At 62.9% G+C, this 18203-nt stretch carries 18 protein-coding genes and 2 riboswitches; of the genes, 4 read left to right on the top strand and 14 right to left on the bottom strand.

Annotated features, from left to right (window positions below; translation table 11 throughout):
* Positions 1 to 43 precede the first annotated feature (43 nt).
* Genes G7047_RS11600 through thiO form a run of 6 tightly spaced genes read right to left on the bottom strand, consistent with a single transcriptional unit; the run spans position 44 to position 5562 of the window.
* A complete protein-coding gene (locus G7047_RS11600) occupies positions 44 to 823 on the bottom strand; it encodes an oxepin-CoA hydrolase, alternative type (protein ID WP_166305236.1) in 780 nt (259 codons plus the stop codon).
* Between the two features lie 52 nt (positions 824 to 875).
* On the bottom strand, positions 876 to 2450 hold the full coding sequence (locus tag G7047_RS11595) for a 3-hydroxyacyl-CoA dehydrogenase (protein WP_256376850.1): 1575 nt from the start codon (positions 2448 to 2450) through the stop codon (positions 876 to 878).
* 21 nt (positions 2451 to 2471) lie between these two features.
* The gene (thiE, locus tag G7047_RS11590; protein ID WP_166305230.1) at positions 2472 to 3392 is read right to left on the bottom strand and encodes a thiamine phosphate synthase; all 921 of its coding nucleotides are present in this window, start codon (positions 3390 to 3392) and stop codon (positions 2472 to 2474) included.
* A gap of 4 nt (positions 3393 to 3396) precedes the next feature.
* Entirely contained in the window at positions 3397 to 4206 is an 810-nt protein-coding gene (locus G7047_RS11585) for a thiazole synthase (RefSeq protein ID WP_166305227.1), read from the bottom strand.
* Positions 4207 to 4250: 44 nt separating this feature from the next.
* Positions 4251 to 4448 carry a sulfur carrier protein ThiS gene (thiS, locus tag G7047_RS11580; protein ID WP_166305224.1) on the bottom strand — a complete coding sequence of 66 codons (198 nt, stop codon included), beginning with the start codon at positions 4446 to 4448 and terminating at the stop codon, positions 4251 to 4253.
* 28 nt (positions 4449 to 4476) lie between these two features.
* Complete coding sequence (thiO, locus tag G7047_RS11575) at positions 4477 to 5562, bottom strand: glycine oxidase ThiO (RefSeq protein ID WP_166305221.1); 1086 nt, start codon at positions 5560 to 5562, stop codon at positions 4477 to 4479.
* Positions 5563 to 5632: 70 nt separating this feature from the next.
* Positions 5633 to 5730, bottom strand: a riboswitch (TPP riboswitch).
* Positions 5731 to 5869: 139 nt separating this feature from the next.
* Here thiO and thiD point away from each other — a divergent pair.
* Positions 5870 to 6721 carry a bifunctional hydroxymethylpyrimidine kinase/phosphomethylpyrimidine kinase gene (gene thiD, locus G7047_RS11570; protein ID WP_166305218.1) on the top strand — a complete coding sequence of 284 codons (852 nt, stop codon included), beginning with the start codon at positions 5870 to 5872 and terminating at the stop codon, positions 6719 to 6721.
* A 31-nt stretch (positions 6722 to 6752) separates the two neighbouring features.
* Here thiD and G7047_RS11565 read toward each other — a convergent pair whose 3' ends face one another.
* Positions 6753 to 7163, bottom strand: coding sequence for an SH3 domain-containing protein (locus G7047_RS11565; protein WP_166312023.1), 411 nt, complete (start codon positions 7161 to 7163; stop codon positions 6753 to 6755).
* A gap of 201 nt (positions 7164 to 7364) precedes the next feature.
* Positions 7365 to 8648, bottom strand: a complete 1284-nt coding sequence (locus tag G7047_RS11560; protein ID WP_166305215.1) for a cytosine permease — start codon at positions 8646 to 8648, stop codon at positions 7365 to 7367.
* An 81-nt stretch (positions 8649 to 8729) separates the two neighbouring features.
* Positions 8730 to 8843: riboswitch (TPP riboswitch) on the bottom strand.
* A 212-nt stretch (positions 8844 to 9055) separates the two neighbouring features.
* On the opposite strand from G7047_RS11560, the gene G7047_RS11555 reads away from it, so the two are divergent.
* Both G7047_RS11555 and G7047_RS11550 read left to right on the top strand, forming a co-directional pair.
* Positions 9056 to 9631 (top strand): CZB domain-containing protein, encoded by a 576-nt coding sequence (locus tag G7047_RS11555; RefSeq protein ID WP_166305212.1) that lies wholly within the window; start codon positions 9056 to 9058, stop codon positions 9629 to 9631.
* Positions 9632 to 9772: 141 nt separating this feature from the next.
* Positions 9773 to 10318: a CZB domain-containing protein gene (locus G7047_RS11550; protein ID WP_166305209.1), complete on the top strand. Its 546-nt coding sequence runs from the start codon at positions 9773 to 9775 to the stop codon at positions 10316 to 10318.
* On the opposite strand, the gene G7047_RS11545 is transcribed toward G7047_RS11550, so the two are convergent.
* The 6 genes from G7047_RS11545 to G7047_RS11520 form a co-directional block, all read right to left on the bottom strand.
* Positions 10315 to 11376 (bottom strand): NAD(P)/FAD-dependent oxidoreductase, encoded by a 1062-nt coding sequence (locus G7047_RS11545; protein WP_166305206.1) that lies wholly within the window; start codon positions 11374 to 11376, stop codon positions 10315 to 10317. The two genes, G7047_RS11550 and G7047_RS11545, sit on opposite strands and share 4 nt — an antisense overlap.
* 12 nt (positions 11377 to 11388) lie before the next feature.
* Positions 11389 to 11712, bottom strand: a complete 324-nt coding sequence (fdxA, locus tag G7047_RS11540) for a ferredoxin FdxA (protein ID WP_166305203.1) — start codon at positions 11710 to 11712, stop codon at positions 11389 to 11391.
* Positions 11713 to 11887: 175 nt separating this feature from the next.
* Positions 11888 to 13279 carry a sulfate adenylyltransferase subunit 1 gene (locus tag G7047_RS11535; RefSeq protein WP_166305200.1) on the bottom strand — a complete coding sequence of 464 codons (1392 nt, stop codon included), beginning with the start codon at positions 13277 to 13279 and terminating at the stop codon, positions 11888 to 11890.
* The gene (cysD, locus tag G7047_RS11530; RefSeq protein WP_166305197.1) at positions 13279 to 14211 is read right to left on the bottom strand and encodes a sulfate adenylyltransferase subunit CysD; all 933 of its coding nucleotides are present in this window, start codon (positions 14209 to 14211) and stop codon (positions 13279 to 13281) included. Before cysD ends, G7047_RS11535 begins: the two co-directional genes overlap by 1 nt.
* A 13-nt stretch (positions 14212 to 14224) precedes the next feature.
* On the bottom strand, positions 14225 to 14608 hold the full coding sequence (locus tag G7047_RS11525) for a DUF934 domain-containing protein (RefSeq protein WP_166305194.1): 384 nt from the start codon (positions 14606 to 14608) through the stop codon (positions 14225 to 14227).
* Between the two features lie 24 nt (positions 14609 to 14632).
* Positions 14633 to 16486, bottom strand: coding sequence for a nitrite/sulfite reductase (locus G7047_RS11520; protein ID WP_166305191.1), 1854 nt, complete (start codon positions 16484 to 16486; stop codon positions 14633 to 14635).
* Between the two features lie 474 nt (positions 16487 to 16960).
* On the opposite strand from G7047_RS11520, the gene G7047_RS11515 reads away from it, so the two are divergent.
* Complete coding sequence (locus G7047_RS11515) at positions 16961 to 18031, top strand: porin (RefSeq protein ID WP_166305188.1); 1071 nt, start codon at positions 16961 to 16963, stop codon at positions 18029 to 18031.
* The last annotated feature ends 172 nt before the right edge of the window (positions 18032 to 18203 follow it).

Below are 18203 nucleotides of genomic sequence, written 5' to 3'. Positions count from 1 at the left end.
TTGCTGTCACTCGCGTGACCGGTGCCTCTGCAAGCCTTTCATCTTACTGATAACGGGCAGTGCGTTTTTCGAAGAAGGCCGCAATGCCTTCGCCCGCATTGGCGTGCGAGAGGTTTTTCACGAAGTGATTGCGCTCCTGATCAAGGTGCGCGTGCAAGCTGTTGCCGCTGGCGTCGGTGACCAGTTCCTTGATGCTGGCGAGGGCGTTGGGCGCGCGCTGGTCGAGTGCGTTGGCCAGTGTCAGGGCTTCGCTCAGCGCCTCGCCCGGTTGCGTGAGGCGGTTGACCACGCCGAGCGTGTGCAGGCGCTGCACGTCGACCCTGTCGGCGCCCATGAGGATTTCCATCGCGAGTTGGCGCGGCAGCGACTGGGCGAGGCTCCAGGTGCCGCCACCGTCGGGCGACAGGCCCACGCGCGCGTAGGCCATGATGAACACCGCGTCGCGCGAGGCGACGATGAGGTCGCAGGCCAGCGCCAGCGAGAAACCGGCACCGGCGGCCGGGCCTTCAACGGCCGCGATCACCGGCTTGGGAAAGTTGCGGATGGTGTCGATCCAGCCATGAAGCGCGTTCACGCCGCGTGCTTGCTCTTCGGCACTTTCCTGTCTGCGCGCCTGCAGCCGGTTGAGATTGCCGCCCGCGCTGAACATGCCGCCCGCGCCCGTGATGATCACGCTGCGGATGTCGCGGTTGCGTTCGGCCCCGTTGAGCGCTTCGACACCGGCCGCGTAGATGTCCGGGCTGAGTGCGTTGCGCGTGCTGGGGTCGTTGAGCGTCAGGATCAGCGTGTGATCGTGGCTGGAGCTTTTGAGTTCGGCGGGCATGGCGGTTTGTCTCTTCTCTCTGGTTCTGTGCGGTGATCAGATCACTCCGTCATCACTCTTCTTCGTGCATCAGGCTCAGGCCGATGGCACCGCGGCGGCGCAGCCAGGGGCTGGGGCGGTAGCGGGTATCGCCGTAGACGGTCTGCATGTTGAACAGCACCTCGAGCACGTTGGTGGGACCCCAGAGATTGCCCATGGCGAGCGGGCCCATCGGGTAGCCGAGGCCCAGCGTGACGGCAGTCTCGAGATCCTTGGGGCTGCAGACGCCTTGCTGGCAGATGTCGCTGGCGATGTTGACGATGGTGGCCACGACGCGCTGCGTCACGAAGCCACCGCTGTCGCGGATCACCGAGACCTTCTTGCCGTCACGCGCGAAGAGGGCGTGCGCGGCGTCGCGGTAGTCGGTGCGGGTAGCGGGGTTGGTGGCCAGCACGCGGCGCTTGGTGGCGGCGTCGTCGATCAGCATGTCGATGCCGATGGTGCGCGCGGGATCGAGACGCTCGACCACGGCCACGGTCGTCACGTCAAAGCCGAGCGGGGCCACCAGCGTCAGTGCTTCTGCGGATGGCGACTGGCCGGTTTCGACACGAGCACCGAGGTCCTTGAGCAGCTGATAGAGCTCCGCACGGCGGGCCGCGCGGGTGGAGACCCAGACGGGCGGAATGTTGTCGACCTGAGGAACAGGCTGCTCTTCGGGCACCTGCTGCACGCCGTTGTCGTACTGGTAGAAGCCTTCGCTGGTCTTGCGGCCGAATACGCCACCGGCCACGCGCTGCGCGGCGATCACGCTGGGGCGGTAGCGCGGCTCCTGGTAGTACTGGTTGTAGATCGACTCCATGACGGGGTGCGACACGTCGAGGCCGGTCAGGTCCATGAGCTCGAACGGGCCGAGCTTGAAACCGACCTGATCGCGCAGGATGCGGTCGATGGTGACGATGTCGGTCACGCCTTCGTTCAGGATGCGCAGCGCTTCGGTGTTGTAGCCACGGCCTGCGTGGTTGACGATGAAGCCGGGAGTGTCCTGCGCGGTGACGGGCGTGTGGCCCATCTCGCGGGCGTATTGAGTGAGGCGTTCGCAGGTGACGGCGTCGGTCTTGAGACCGGCAATCACTTCGACCACCTTCATGAGCGGCACGGGGTTGAAGAAGTGGTAGCCCGCAAAGCGGTGTGCGGACTTGAGGTTGGCGGCGATCGCGGTGACCGATAGTGACGAGGTGTTGGTCACCAGAACGGCGGTGCTCTCGACGATGGTCTCGAGCTGCGCGAAGAGTTCGCGCTTCACATCCAGCCGCTCGACGATGGCTTCGATCACCAGATCGCAGCTCGACAGATCACCGAGCGTCGTCACCGGCTTGAGCAGGGCGGACCACTGCGCGACCTTGGCGGCGTCGATCTTTCCCTTTTCGGCGAGCTTCTGCCATTGCTGCTCGATCTGCTTTTGCGCAGCGGCAGCCGCCTCGGGGTTGGTGTCGAAGAGGCATACCTTGCTGCCCGCCTGTGCGGCGATCTGCGCAATGCCACGGCCCATGGCACCCGTGCCTACGATGCCGACCTGAGAAAAAGTAATGGATGTGCTGCTCATGCCGCGATTATGGCGGCATGAGTGCTCACGTAGCACATTTGTCAGATGTGAGAATTTTTCCTGACGTCATGAGCCCATGGCATGCATGAGCTCGGCGGCGGCCTTCTCCGGGTCGGCCGCATTGACGATGGCGCGCACCACGGCAATGGATCTCACACCGGTGGCGAGGATTTGTGGGAACTGATCAAGCCCGATGCCGCCGATGGCGACTTGGGGATAGTGGCACATCAGCTTTGCGTATTGCTCAAGGCGCGCTATGCCCTGTGGCACCGTGGCCATCTTCTTGAGCGTAGTGGGAAACACCGCGCCCATGGCGATGTAGCTCGGCGCGACCGCATCGGCGCGCACCATCTCGGCATAGCCGTGGGTGCTCACGCCGAGGCGCACGCCCGAATCGCGCAGCGTGGAGATTTCCTCCTGCGTGAGCGCGTCGAGATCTTCCTGACCCAGATGCACGCCGTAGGAGCCCGCTGCAATCGCGATGCGCCAGTGGTCGTTGATGTAGAGATGCGCGTCGGTGCCACGCACCGCCTCGACGCAGGCCTTTACCTCGGCCTCGATGGCCGCAGGGTCGGTCGACTTGAAGCGCAGTTGCACGGTGGGCACTCCCGCTCGTGCCATGCGGCCAACCATGGCGGCATCGGGCAGCACGGCGTAGAGACCGAGGTTCTTCGGGCAGGCGGCGAATGGTTGAGCATGCGGCACGGGCTGCAGGCCGAAGTCCGCAGGTTCGACCGGCCACGCTGCTGCGTCGAAATGGCCGGTGCGCGCGGTCTGCGTCTTCCATGCGTTCGCGACGCAGTCGGCGTCATGCCCGATGAAACCCAACTGGCTGCAGGTCGCGAGCGCGGCGCGGTAGACCGGGTCATCAATGTTGTTGTTGATGGCGGGAGCCGGTTCGGGCTGCGCAGGAAAATCGGCAAAGGCGCTGGCGTGCGCAGCCAGAATCGCCTGCTTCATCGCGTCCACAGTCAGATCGTTTTGCATGGGCTCAACCATTGTTGTGGTGCCAGAACGGTGTGCCCAGCACGGGGGTGCTCGGCTGGGCGGAGTCCTGCGGCGTCATCGCACCGGCTGTGCGCGCGGCGCGGCCGGCGGAGACCGCATCAGCGAAGGCGCCGGCCATCGCGACCGGGTCAGTGGCCAGCGCCACGGCGGTGTTCAGCAGCACGCCGTCAAAGCCCCATTCCATCACCTGGCAGGCGTGCGAGGGCAGGCCCAGACCGGCGTCCACCAGCATCGGCACCGACAGGCGCTCGCGCAGCATCTGCAGCGCGTAGGGGTTGATGGGGCCACGGCCCGTGCCGATGGGCGCGGCCCACGGCATGACGGCTTGGCAGCCCACATCGACGAGGCGCTGGCACAGCACCAGATCTTCGGTGCAGTACGGCAGCACCCAGAAGCCTTCGCGGACCAGATGCTCGGCGGTGGAGACGAGGTTCAGCGTGTCAGGCTGCAGCGTGTAGTCGTCGCCGATCAGCTCAAGCTTGATCCACGGCGTGTCGAACACCTCGCGCGCCATCTGCGCGGTGGTGATGGCCTCCTGCGCGCTGTGGCAACCGGCGGTGTTGGGCAGCACTGGCACGTTCAGGCTGCGCAGCAGTTCCCAGAAGCTACTGCCGGTCTCAGCCGCATTGCTGCCTTGGCGGCGCAGTGACGCGGTCACCATGCCGGGCTTGCTGCGCGCGACGGCGGCTTGCAGCACAGCGGGCGAGGGGTAACGGGCGGTACCCAGCAGCAGGCGGCTTTGCAGCGTCTGGCCGTAGAGCACGAACGGATCGGTGTTGGGGGTAGGGGACATGTTGGGTTCAACCTTTTTTGTATAAGCTGACGGAGCTGACCCGTTCAGCCGCCGGTGACCGGCGCGATGACTTCCACCGCATCGCCCGCAGCCAGCGCATGTTGTGCGTAGCGGGTCTTGGGCACGAATTGCAGGTTCACTGCAACGGCAAACGGTGGTTTGGCCTGCATTTGCACCACGAGGTCGGCGACGGTGGCGTTGTCTGGCAGGTCGATGTTCTTCTGGTTGACGGTCACGTTCATGGTGATATCGCTTGGAGTGGAGCAGATGTCAATCCAACTGCACGGAAAGATCAAAACGGGGAGCGAGTGCCGATTGTCCGGTCTCCAGCACCTCCATGACCACGTCCAGCATCGCGGGCGAGATCATGAAGCCGTGACGGTACAGACCGTTCACTTCGAGCACATTCTTGCGCACCTGACGCACGGCGGGCAGATTGTCAGGCAGCGTGGGGCGGCATTGCGTGGCGATCTCAAGAATGCGCGCCTCGGCAAAACCGGAATGCACCGCATAGGCGGCGGAGAGCAGCTCCAGCGTCGAGCGCACGCTTGCGGGAGACATGTCGTCCGACTCGATCTCGGTCGCGCCGATCACGAACAGGTGATTTTCCTTGGGCGCTATGTAAATCGGGTAGCGTGGGTGCACGAGGCGCGTCGGGCGCTGCAGCGTAACCTCAGGTGCGTACAGGCGCACGACCTCGCCTCGCACGCCGCGCAGCGCATTCCAGGTGGGCTTGGCGCCGAGACCTCGGCAGTCGAGCACCAAGTCCGCGTTGCCGGGCGTGATGTCCTCGGGCTGCTTGGGTGTGTTCCAGTGCACCTTCACGCCGAGTTCGGTCATCGCCACTTCGAGTGCCGCGAGCAACTGGCGGTTGTCGAGCTGGCCTTCGCCGGGAAGGTACATGCCATTGGCGAAGCGCGAGGCGACTGCGGGTTCGAGCGCATCGACCTGCGCGCTGTTCAGCATTTCAAGCGGCTGCAGCTCGGGGATCTGTGCTTGGGTCTGGGTGAGCTTGTGCTGAAAGCGCGTGGCCTCGCCCGCGTCAAGGCGGTGCCAGAGAATCAGTGTGCCGTTCTGCTGGAAGAACACGGGCTGCGAGAGTTGACCGATCAGTTCCTGCCAGCGCGGCAGCGCGTACTGGCCCATGCGCACCACGCCGGGCTCCGTCACGGCCGATTCGGCCAGCGGCGCGAGCATCGCAGCCGCCACGTGCGCGGCTGCGCCTTGTGCATCGGGGCCCTGTGCTTCGAACACCTCGACGCGGTGGCCCTTGCGCGCCAGCTCGACGGCCAGCAGCCGGCCCATGAGGCCCGCACCCAGAATCGTGATCGTGGAGTTTTTTTGAAGCGGAAGCATCTTGTCCTATTTCGTCCAGTTCCAACCCTATCTCTTCAATAGGCAACAAATGGACAAAACACGCCGGTGCCGCTTTTTTGCAGAAACTCCCCACGCCAGCATTGTCTGGATCGGGTAGAGGGTATGTTCTCAGCCGCACGCTCCGCGTGGGCACCCCTGTTTCGTCCGAGTCGTGATTACAACACAATGACAACGGCAAATTCCTTGAACTGGTTCATGTCCCTCGCGTTGTATCGGTTGAGGTGAGCGATTCCGTCTGTAGACACGTTCTTGCAAAAGGCGATGCGGAATACACGATAATTTTTGAATGAGCAAAGAACTTCAGACGCAGCAAGACAAGCGTCGCTACGCACGCGTGTTGTCCATCGCCGGGTCCGACAGCGGCGGCGGCGCGGGCATTCAGGCCGACCTCAAGACCTTCAGCGCGCTGGGCTGCTACGGCATGACCGCGCTCACCGCGCTCACCGCCCAGAACACGCAGGGCGTGCGCGGCATCCACGGTGTGCCGCCCGAATTTCTGCGGGCACAGATCGACGCCGTGGTCGAAGACATCGGCGTGGACGCGGTCAAGATCGGCATGCTGCATTCGCCCGAGGTGGTGCGCGTGGTGGCCGACGCGATCCGTCGTCATGGCCTGCCCAACGTGGTGCTCGATCCGGTGATGGTGGCCACCAGCGGTGACCGCTTGATCGCACAGGAAACCGAGGCCGCGCTGGTCGGTGAGCTGTTCCCGCTGGTGGCTGTGGTCACGCCCAATCTCGACGAAGCGGGCTGGCTGCTCGGCCGCAAGATCGCGGGCGAGGCCGATCTGGATGAGGCCGCGAATGCGCTGCTCGACCTGGGCGCGCGCACCGCGCTGCTCAAGGGTGGTCATCTGCCGGGCGACTGGGTGGTGGACGTGCTTGCGCTGAACAAGACCGAGCACCTGCGCCTCGAATCCCAACGCATCGCCACGCACAACGGCCACGGCACGGGCTGCACGCTGTCGTCGGCCATCGCGTCGCATCTGGCACTCGGTGCGCCGTTGCCCTTGGCGGTGGAAAAGGCGCGCGGCTACATCCTCGGCGCGATTGCGGCAGGCGCGGACGTGCACACGGGCCGTGGCCACGGCCCGTTGAATCACGGCTACGCGCCCATCGCACAGGTCGTCATCGGCTGACAACCCTGAATCGAACCGGGGGCGGGGCTGATCACCAACCCCAGGTGAGGTTCTTGGCGACCCAGCCTTGCTTGCCGGATTCGGTGCGCACCTGCACCCAGGTGCCCGAATTTTTGACGGTCTGCACGACCTCGTGGCGCGGCAGTTTGCTGACGATCTTGCCGTTGCCCGACGGCGTGGCGCGCAGATTGGCCGAGCGTGCGGTCACGATGCGATGCGGCGTTTTGTTCGTCAGCGGCGCATGCACCCAGCCGAGCGTCGCCTCGTAGTCACGCACCTTGAGCCACTGGCCCTTGCGCTGCTGCACCTGCAGCGGATAGCCCGACCCCAGCTCCCACAGCGTTGCAGAGCGCGTGTTCGGCTGCTCCCGCACGTTGACGGTCTTGCCCTTGATGCTGACGAATTCCCGTGCCTCGGCGACCGTGGCGGTGAGCAGGCTCATGCCGATCACGCAGGCGACGGCCAATGCGCGGCCAGGCAAGAAACGGGAGGGGGTGATGCTGGATGCGGCTGTAGAAAGCACTGCGCTGGTTCTCCTTGTGTTGGGGTTGCCCGTTCAAAAAGATGAGTAACCCAGAAAGGGAGGGCCAGCGCGCCGCAAAGTTCCAACTAATTTCGCGATTTCTCGAACACGAAAAGATGGTCAGCGTGTGCGCACGAGCAGGCGCGTCGCGACGAAGCAGATCACGAGCGTCGGAATCGCAGAGCCCAGCGCGGGCAGGACGAGCGGCAGCAGGTGGTAGCAGGCGATGCCCGCGATCCAGATGATCACCGGCACGATGTGCACGTTGCCCGCGTCCTCAAGCAGCTTCTGGGTGTTCGCACCAAACGCGAGGCGGCCGAGGATCACGCCGAACAGTGGTACGAAGACCGAACTCAGCATCAGCAGGAAGGGCTCGAGGCTGTGCATCGGCAGCACCAGCGCCATGCCGGTGCAGGCGAGGGCGACCACCATGCCCCAACTGCGCACGCCCCAGCGCGGCAACAGGCTGTGGGTGGAGACGGCACCCGAGTAGACATCGCCGTAGGCGTTGTCCACTTCGTCGATGAGGATCAGTGACACGGCGATCAGGCCACCTTGTGCGAGCAGCAGGGCGGTCACCAAATCGGCGGAGGGCAGCACCAGCGCGACCAGCACGCCGAGCGCGTAGCACCAGACGTTGGCGATCGCATAGCCGATCCAGGTGCCGCGCAGCGCGCCCTGGCCGGTCTTGCCGTGGCGCGCGTAGTCGGCCACCAGCGGCAGCCACGAGATCGGCATCGCGATCACCAGGTCGAGCGCGGACATCACGCCCATGCCGCCTTGGCCGGGACGGTCCCAGATTACGTGGATGCCGAGGTCGAAAGCCACGGCGAGGAACTGCCAGGTCAGCCACAGCAGCGACAGTACGACCAGCGGCAGCGCGACGCGCGCGATCACTTTGCGCACCAGTTGCACCATGGAACCGCTGATCAGTGCCACCACCGCGCCACCCCAGATCAGCGTTGCAAGAATCGGCCACCAGGCGTCCTTCATGACGCCTGACTGGCGACCGATGGCGACCGTGGCGTCGCGCATCACGACCAGCTCGAACGTGCCCCAGCCGATCAGTTGCACGATGTTCAGCAGAATGGGCAGGCTGGCGAACCGGCGGCCGTAGACGGTGTGCATCAGACCGGCACTCGCGAGGCCGCTGTCGCTGGCGATCTTCGCGACCCAGCCGAGCAGTCCGGCACCGATCAGCGAACCCAACACGATTGCGAGCAGCGCCTGCTGCATGCTGAGCGCCGGAATGAGGAACGAGCCCACCTGCATGACCAGCAGCCCCACGCCCAGACTGAACCAGAGCGCGGCGTGGTCAATCGTGCGGAACACCCGCCGATCCGCTGGCAAGGGTGCCAGTGCCTCGTTGGTGGCGGGTTTCGATGGGTGGCCTGACTGCTGCATGCACGCTCCGGGAACGATGATCGGATGTGCGCAGAGACGATCGTCTGGTATGAGAACTGCGGCGTTGATGCGCGCGTTTGATTCGTTGGCAGACGGCTTCCCTGCGCGAGGATTAACTCACAGGTTCAAAGGGACTTTCTCAGCCACAACCAGTCATCCAAAGATTGACTCGCAGCAACACCCCTAGCGACGCGCGAGTATAGCCACGCGAGCAGCAGTTCGTCTTGGGGTCCGTATTTCAGTGCGCCGAGTGGCAGTAAAAAATGTCAACAACAATTGATTTAGCTAAAATCTATTAGAAAATTATTGTTGATTTAAATAACATAAATTAACGCAATCGAATTAATAGACGCAATTTAAGCCGACTCACTCGATTGCCGTCTTAACTCAACGCCGAGGAGTGCTCTGTGGGACTTTTTGACTGGATGAAGGGCAAGCGCGCCGAACCGGCAGCCAAGCCATCGACCTCTCAGCGCAAGGCCGCCGCCGAGGCCGCACCCGCGTTCGCGGACACGGTTGCGCCTGGTCTGACGTTGGTACCGTCAAGCAAGCCGGTGGCAGCGCCGCTGCCCGGTGCGGTGCAGGAGTCCGAACAGAGTGTGGGCGGTCTCGATTTCGCGTCGGCCATCCAGGCGCATCGCAACTGGAAAAACCGCCTCGGCAAGTATCTCGGCAATGAATCCGACGAGCAACTCAACTACCGCGTGATCTGCCGCGACGACCAGTGCGTGCTCGGCAAGTGGATCAACGGGCGCGGCGCGGACGACTTCGGTCATCTGCCGTCATTCGGTGAGCTCAAGGTCTGCCACGGGTTGTTCCATCTGGCGGCTGGTCGCATCGTGCAGTTGCACGACGACAAGCACACGCAAGAGGCCCAGCAACTGCTGCGCCACGGCGACTACTCACGCTACTCAATCAAGGTGATGGGGCTGTTGAGCACGCTGTATGTTGAGGTTTCGGACACCCAGCCGCGCGCGGCATAAATCTGGTACGCACTAGTGCGCTCAATCATTCCGTTGTCGCATGCGAATGTTGCTTATCGTTAATTTTGTAATTGAAAAATACGAATGTACGCATTACAGTCCCTTCTGTCGAACACGCCGACTGGAAAGAGGAGACGCATCATGGGTCTGTTTCAATGGCTGAACAAGGGGCCGCAGGGCGATGAATTGCCGAACCCCTCCGCGCGTGACGCTAGCAGGGCGCCGGGCGCGAGCGGCTCCGTGGTTGTGCCATTGCCCGTGAGCGCCTCGCGTTCCAAGCAGACCAACGATGCTCCGGATGCAGGCGGTTTGGACTTCGCATCGGCCATCCGCGTGCATCGCGAATGGAAGGTGCGGTTGCATAAGTACATCAGCAACGAATCGCTGGAAAAGCTCGACGCCACCCGCATCTGCCGCGACGACCAGTGCGCGCTCGGCAAGTGGATCAATGGCAGTGGTGCGGGCGAATTTGGCCATCTGCCGTCATTTGGTGGACTCAAGGTGGCGCATGGACAGTTTCACTTGGCTGCCGGGCGCATCGTGCAGTTGCACGACGACCAGCACACGGATGAGGCGGCGCAGATGCTGCGCCATGGCGACTATTCGCGCCATTCGATCAAGGTGATGGGGTTGCTGAGCGCGCTGTACATCGAGGTGTCCGACACACTTCACGGTGACGGAGTCTAGTCCCGATGGTGCTCCACGCCGAGCCGTTCGTGCAGCTTGGCGCTGGTGGTCGTGTACTGTAGCGCGACAGGGGCAGCGCTCAGATGCTCCGCCGCCGCAAAGGCCGCGAGCGTGGCCTCGTGGAAGCCGCAGAGAATCAAGCGACGCTTGCCGGGATAGGTGTTGATATCACCCACGGCATAGATGCCGGTTACGCTGGTGGCGAAGCTCGCGGGGTCGACGACGAGCTGTTTGCGCTCGATGGCGATACCCCAATCCGAAATCGGGCCGAGTCGCGGCGAGATGCCGAGGTAGACGAGCAGCAGCTCGGTCGCCTCGCTGATCTCGTTGCCATCCCCATCCAGCATCTGCAGACCAGTGAGCTGGCCTGAGTCGTTTTTCACGAGGCCGGTGATCTGTGCGACCAGTACGCGGATGCGACCCGCATCGCGCAGGGTTTGAAGGCGTTCAAGTTCGGCCGCCTCGGCTTGGAAGACATCGCGGCGATGCAGCAGCGTGACGCTTTGGGCGACTTCGGCGCACTCGATGGCGGCACGCACTGCAGCCTCATCGCCGCCATGCACGGTGACATGCTTGCCGCTGGCTACATTTACGCTCGCCGGATGGTAGAAAACCTGAGAGCCGACCAGCGGCTCAATGCCTTCGAGCTTGAGTGCACGCGGCACAAACGCACCAACGCCTGCTGCGATGAAGACGGAGCGGGCGAGCAGTTGCGTGCCGTACGAGGTGCCCAGCAGAATGCGGCCATCGGGCTGCACGGTGAGCGTGGCGATCTGCTCGCCGAGGTGTTCGGTCGGCGCGAACGGTGCAATCTGCTCGCGCAGCTTGGCCGCCAGCTCGCGGCCGGTGCAGACCTTGATGCCGGGGATGTCGTATATGGGCTTGTCGGGGTACAGCTCCGCACATTGACCGCCCGGATGCGGCAGGGCGTCAATCAGGTGCGCGTGAATGCCTTGCAGGCCAAGCTGGAAAACCTGAAACAGCCCGACCGGGCCGGCGCCGATGACTGCGGCATCCGTCTCGATGGGGCTGCGAGGGGCAAGGTCAGTGTTCGACAAACCCGGTGCCAATCACATGTCCAGGTACTGGACCTTGTCGGTCTTGCCATTCCATTCATCGGCCTCGGGCAATGGTTCCTTGCGCTTGGTGATGCTCTTGTACTTGGGCGTCAGATCGGCGTTGATCTTGATGAAGGCGATCTGGTCCGCTGGCAGGTCTTCTTCGGCAAAGATGGCATTGGCGGGGCATTCCGGAATGCAGACTGCGCAGTCGATGCATTCATCGGGATCGATGATCAGGAAATTCGGGCCTTCGCGGAAGCAGTCAACGGGGCAAACATCGACGCAATCGGTGTATTTGCACTTGATGCAGTTTTCGGTGACGACGTGTGTCATGTGGTAGCGTGTTTTTCTATTTCGGGAATTCCCTGATTTTAGGCGCTAGATGCCCCGACGTGGAGCGCGGCCCTTGCCGCCATACGGTAACTCGGCAAATTCGCTTCGCTCCGCCATGCATCGGAGGCCTTGCAGACGCCCATTTCACGGGCGTTGCAAGACGTTTCAACCTTTATCAGGAACGGATCAAGACGGCACCGGCCGTTTTGTGGCTAGCCGTGTCCACCAGGATCAACGAGCCCAGTGTACGGGCCTGCGTGAACGGGGCGACGGGCGCGGCCTCCTGCAGCAGCAACTCGACGTGGCCGATGGCGTTGGCTTCGAGACGCTCGGCGTCTTCTTCGGCCAGCGTGTTGATGTTCAAGCGGTGCACCACGCGGCGCACCTTGGTCTTGATCCAGCGGTGACCGTGCTGCGCGAGGTAGACGCGGCCAGGCACCAGCGGTTCGTCGTCCATCCACGCCACGGTGGCCTGTACCTCGCGCTGACCCGGCCAGGCGGGTTGGCTGGCGGGCGCATCGTCGAAATCATCGTCGGCTGCGGGCTGGGTGTTTTCCACCGATGCCACGATCCAGTCGCCACGCGAGACGTCGACCTCGCGGTCCAGCACGATGCCGGCGCTGTTGCCCGCCTCGACATCGCCAGGCTCGCGCACATGGTTCAACACCTGAGCGACTGTGGCGGTCTGGTTGCTTGGCAGCAGCGTGACCTGCTGGCCGGGTTGTGCCACACCAGCGGCCACACGGCCCCAGAATACGCGGCGGCCCTGGCGGGTGTCGGCGGATGAGGAGAATTTCTCCACCCACTGCACCGGGAACGCCAGCGGCAGTTCGTGGTCGGCGGGCGTGGCGGGTAGGGTGTGCAGCAGCTGCAGCAGGCTCGGGCCTTCGTAGCCTGCCCAGCCCTTGGTGGCGTCGACCACGTTGATGCCTTTGAGCGCCGAGACCGGCACGGTGGCACGCACGGTGATGCCTGCAGCATGCGCGAACGCAGCCAGCTGGTTGCGGATGTGGGCGAAGGCGAGGGCAGGGTCTTCCACTGCGTCGAGCTTGTTGACCGCGAAGATCAGCGACGGCACACGCAGCAGGTTGACCAGCAGCGAGTGGCGGCGCGTCTGCGGCAGCAGATCGAGCTGCGGGTTCTTCCAGTCGAGCTTGGTGGCGTCGACCAGCACCAGTGCAGCATCGGCGCTGGATGCGGCCGTGACCATGTTGCGGGTGTACTGCTCGTGGCCGGGCGCGTCACCGATGATGAATTTGCGCTGCTCGGTGCTGAAGTAGCGGTAGGCCACATCGATGGTGATGCCTTGCTCGCGCTCGGCGGAAAGGCCATCGGTGAGCAGTGCCAGATCGGTCTCGCCGCTCTTGGTGATTCCCGCGAACTGGTCTTGCAGCACTGCGCGGGTGTCCACCAGCAGGCGGCCGATCAGCGTGGATTTGCCGTCGTCGACGCTGCCGCAGGTGATGAAACGCAGGGCTGCGTCGTTGGGTGCGTGGGTCACGGTTTGCGCTGCCTGTTCGGTGTTGGTGCCGGTGTCGTTGCCGCGTTCAATGGTCTCGGTGCTCATCAAAAATACCCGTCTTTCTTGCGCTTTTCCATCGAGGCTTCGCTGGTCTTGTCGTCCATGCGGGTAGCGCCCCGTTCGCTGACTTCGGCGGACAGCGTTTCGATCACGATGTCGCCGGCCGTTGCCGCTGTGCTTTCCACGGGGCAGGTGCAGGTGATGTCGCCCACGGTGCGAAAACGCACGTCGCGGGTCACGACCTGCTCGCCGTCGCGTGGCGGGGTGAGTTCGGTCACGGGTACCAGCAGGCCCTTGCGCTCGACCACCTCACGCTGATGCGTGTAGTAGATCGAAGGCAGCGCGATTTTTTCGCGGTCGATGTATTGCCACACATCCAGCTCGGTCCAGTTGCTGATCGGGAACACGCGGAAATGCTCGCCGGGAGCCAGACGTGTGTTGAACAGCGTCCAGAGTTCGGGGCGCTGTGCCTTGGGCTGCCATTGGCCGAAACTGTCACGGTGCGAGAAGATGCGCTCCTTGGCGCGAGCCTTCTCTTCGTCGCGGCGTGCGCCGCCGATCAGCGCGTCAAAGCGGAATTCTTCAATCGCTTCGAGCAGCGTGACCGACTGGTGCACATTGCGCGATTCGCCGGGATGGGCCAGACGCACCGTGCCACGGGCCATCGAGTCCTCGACGCTGCGCACAATCAACTCTGCGCCCAGTTCCTTGGCGCGGAAGTCGCGAAATTCGGTCACTTCGGAGAAGTTGTGGCCGGTGTCGATCATGAGCAGCGGATACGGCAGGCGACCGGCGCCAAACGCCTTTTCGGCGCAGCGCAACATCACCAGTGAATCCTTGCCGCCCGAGAACAGCAGGGCGGGGCGTTCAAAGGCGGCGGCCACTTCGCGCAGGATGAAGATGGTTTCTTCTTCGAGCGCATCCAGATGGCGGTTGCTCAGTTGCGAGAGCAGCGCGGGTTCGGTACGGGCGTTCATTGTTGTGGGTTCCTCAGGCGGCTTCGCGGAAATGCGGCAGCGGGTGATTCACGTCGCCTTGGTAGAACGCGTTGAAGCGTTCAAACTGGCGCTGGGCGTCGGTCTTGTCCACGCCTTCGCGCAGCACGGCCACGTCAAAGCCGCAGCGTGCCATCTGTACGAGCTGGTCGATCAACACGTCGCCCGTGGCGCGGATTTCTCCGGCGAATTGGCGGCGCTGGCGCAGCAGGCGTGCTTGACTGAAGGCGCGGCCGTCGGTGAACTTGGGGAAGTCGAGGTCGATGCGCTCCACACCGGCCAGATCGAGGGCGAGCGGGTCAGCGTCATTGGGCAGCACGACGATGTGCTTCTGGTCTTCCGTGACCGGCTGGTGTTCGTTTGCGGCGAAGATTTGCATGATGATCTGTTTTCTTTGTGCTGGTCAGGCAGACACGGCCGCGTGAGCGGTGTGACGTACGGCGTTGGACGCGGCCTTGAAGGGCTCGATGCCGACGCGGCGCACGGTGTCGATGAAGTTTTCGTGCTTCTGACCATGTGCGGCCTTGGCGGCTTCTGCGGGCAGAGCTTCGCGCAGATCGCGGTAGGTGGCAAGCAGTGCTTCAATCACGCCGGGCACTTCGGCCGCGCTGAACGATGGGCCAATGATCTTGCCAGCCTGTGCGGGGCCAGAGAGGTTCGTGCCGTCCGCGCCGCCGAGCGTGATCTGATACCACTCCTTGCCGTCCTTGTCGACACCGAGAATGCCGATGTGGCCGCTGTGGTGGTGACCGCAGGAGTTGATGCAACCGCTGATGTGCAGGTCGATCTCGCCCAGATCCCACAGTTCGTCGAGGTCTTGATAGCGCTCGGTGATGGCTTCGGCAATCGGCAGGCTGCGCGCGTTGGCGAGCGAGCAGAAATCACCGCCTGGGCAGGCGATCATGTCGGTCAAGAGGCCGATGTTGGCCTTGGCCAGACCCAGCGCCTTCGCGGCCTTGTAGAGCTCGGCCAGTTGGTCGCGGCGAACCCAGGGCAGGATCAGGTTTTGCTCGTGTGTCACGCGCAGTTCACCGTGCGAGAACTTGTCGGCCAAGTCGGCTGCCGCGTCCATCTGGTCGGCCGTCGCGTCGCCGGGGGCATAGCCCACGCGCTTGAACGACAGCACCACGGCGCGCAGTTGCGGCAGGCGGTGCGGCAGCACGTTGCTGTGCAGCCAGCGGCCAAAGTCGTTGTTTTCTTCGCTCGCGGTGCGCAGCAACTCCAGCGTTTCGGCCTCGGCGTTCGAGGGCGACAGATCGAGCTCGGGCTCTTTGAAGTTGGCCGCGACGCGGTCGAACTCGGCTTGGGTGATGGTGTGCGGGCCGCCTTCGACTTCCACGATGGAGCGGAATTCTTCCTCGACCTGATCAATGTAGCTCTGGCCTTCGCTCTTCACGAGGATCTTGATGCGCGCCTTCCAGAGGTTGTCGCGGCGGCCATAGCGGTTGTAGACGCGAATCACTGCTTCGAGGTAATTCATGATCTGGTTCCATGGCAGGAACTCGCGCAGCACTGGGCTGATCACCGGCGTGCGGCCCATGCCGCCACCCACGCGCACCTTGAAACCAATCTCGCCAGCCTCGTTCTTCACCAGTTGCAGGCCGGTGTCATACCAGCCGAGCGCGGCGCGGTCTTCCTTGGCACCGTTGAGTGACAGCTTGAACTTGCGCGGCAGGAACGAGAACTCGGGGTGCAGCGTGCTCCACTGGCGCAGGATTTCGGAGTAGGGGCGGGGATCGATGATCTCGTCTTCGGCAATGCCGGCGAGCGCGTCGGTGGTGATGTTGCGGATGCAATTGCCGCTGGTCTGGATGCCGTGCAACTGCACCGAGGCGAGCAAGTCCATCACGTCTGCGCTCTTGTCGAGCGGAATCCAGTTGTACTGGACGTTGGTACGTGTGGTGAAGTGGCCGTAGCCGTATTTGAACTCTGTGCCGATGCGGCGGCCGTCCGCGAGCGGGATGTCGCCGAGCTTTTCCTGCGCGGCCTGTGCGTCAGCCAGCAGAGTGGCATCAGGCTGATCATATTCACGCGCCACCTTGGCGAGCACGCGCAGTTGGATGCTCGACAGTTCGCCGTAGGGCACAGCCACCCGCAGCATCGGCGCATAGCGCTGCACATACCAGCCATTCTGCAGACGCAGCGGCTTGAACTCGTCGTTCGTGAGCTTGCCTGCCTGGAAACGCTCCAGTTGGTCGCGGTACTGCTCGGCACGCAGGTGGATGAACTGTTTGTCGAATTCTGTGTATTGGTACATGGCGGCGGCTTACATAGTGGGAGTTGACGGCGGGGAGGGCGACTTGGGAGCGCACCCGTCGACCACGCTGCATGGCTTTTTCTATGCCATGGAGAGGAATGTAGAAGTCTTTCTTAAGATTTCAAACGAATATTTATTCACGCATATATGTCTGAAATGGAATAAGAAGCAGAAGCTTATGCGTTTCAGATCACAGGCCGCGATGCGGCATTCCTGTCATGGGCCTGCACGCATCAGGGGATAGATGCCTTGACCGAGTGGGCCGATCCGCACGCCGTCTCAAGGCGTCGCAACCGTCGATCTGTCGACGGAAAACGCAAGGTCGGAAGCGCTTTTTGAACATCTTGCTACGTTTTGATGACAGTCGGCACCATACGTACATCTACCTAAATCTTGGACAGCGGAATGACAGGTCGAATTTTTAGACTGCGCCGGCAGATTTCCTGCAAAAACTCAATTCGGAGACGTTTCAATATGCCCAAACTATCTCGGGTCGCGGTCTGTACGGCGCTGGCCTTGAGCGGCGCTGCGGTGTACGCGCAGTCCTCGTCCGTCACCCTGTTCGGTATTGTCGACACCAACGTTTCGCACCTGCGCAGCGGCGGCAACGGCTCGGCGAACCTCCTCGGCACTGACGGCAATCTGTCGAGTCGCCTTGGTTTCCGCGGTGTGGAGGATCTCGGCGGAGGACTCAAGGCCGGATTCTGGCTGGAAGCGGCCATCAATCCCGATGTTGGCACGGGTGGCAGCACCAGCGCCAACAACCAGCCCAGCGGCGCGTCCAATTCGGGCGGCCTGACCTTCGGCCGCCGTTCCACGGTCAGCCTGATGGGTGACAAATGGGGTGAAGTGCGCATCGGTCGCGACTATGTTCCCGGCTTCTGGAACCTGTCGAACTTCAGCCCATTCGGCACCAACGGCATCGGAAGTTCGTCGTTCCTGTTCTATCCCGTGCAGAGCCCGTCGCGCATCACCAATGTGCGTGCGTCCAACTCAATCGGCTATCACCTGCCGAAGATGGGCGGACTCTACGGTCAGGCCATGTACGCCTTCGGCGAGAACTCCGCCTCCGGCCCGACCAAGAACGATGGCCGGGTGATGGGCGCACGCCTCGGCTACAAGTCCGGTCCGGTGAACGTGGCGGTGGGCATCACCAAGACCGAGATTTCATCACTGGGCGATCTGCGCCAGACGAATATCGGCGGCTCGTATGACTTTGGCGTCGCGGAGCTGATGCTGCTGTGGAACGAGAATAAGGTCGGTGACACCTCCACCAAGAGCGCGCTGGTGGGCGCGCGCATCCCGGCGGGTCCCGGCCATTTCCGCGTCGCCTATTCGCAGGTCAAGGCCAAGGGCGTGGCGAACGACGCGGCGCATCTCGCCTTGGGCTATGTCTACGAGCTGTCCAAGCGCACGGCCCTCTACGGCCATGTCGCGCGTATCGACAACAAGGGCAATGGCATGAACTACAACCTCGGCCTCGCTGTGAAGTCGCCAGGCGGCAACAGCGATGGCTTTGAATTTGGAGTACGCCATAGTTTCTGATCGCGTCTGATTGTTTTGTTTCCAAGGTATTTGATGGCCGGGGATGCGAATGCATCACCCGGTCTTTTTTATGGACGCTGGTTTTTATGGAAATTCTTTCTTTCAATTTTTGTGATCGGTGCTGCGGAATTGTATGGAATAGCGATAGGTGTTATTGCTGGTGAATTTTGAT

The organism is Diaphorobacter sp. HDW4A, assembly GCF_011305995.1.
GTDB lineage: Bacteria > Pseudomonadota > Gammaproteobacteria > Burkholderiales > Burkholderiaceae_C > Diaphorobacter_A.
The sequence above is the reverse complement of the archived record's forward strand: the minus strand, read 5'-3'. Positions and strand labels throughout refer to the sequence as shown.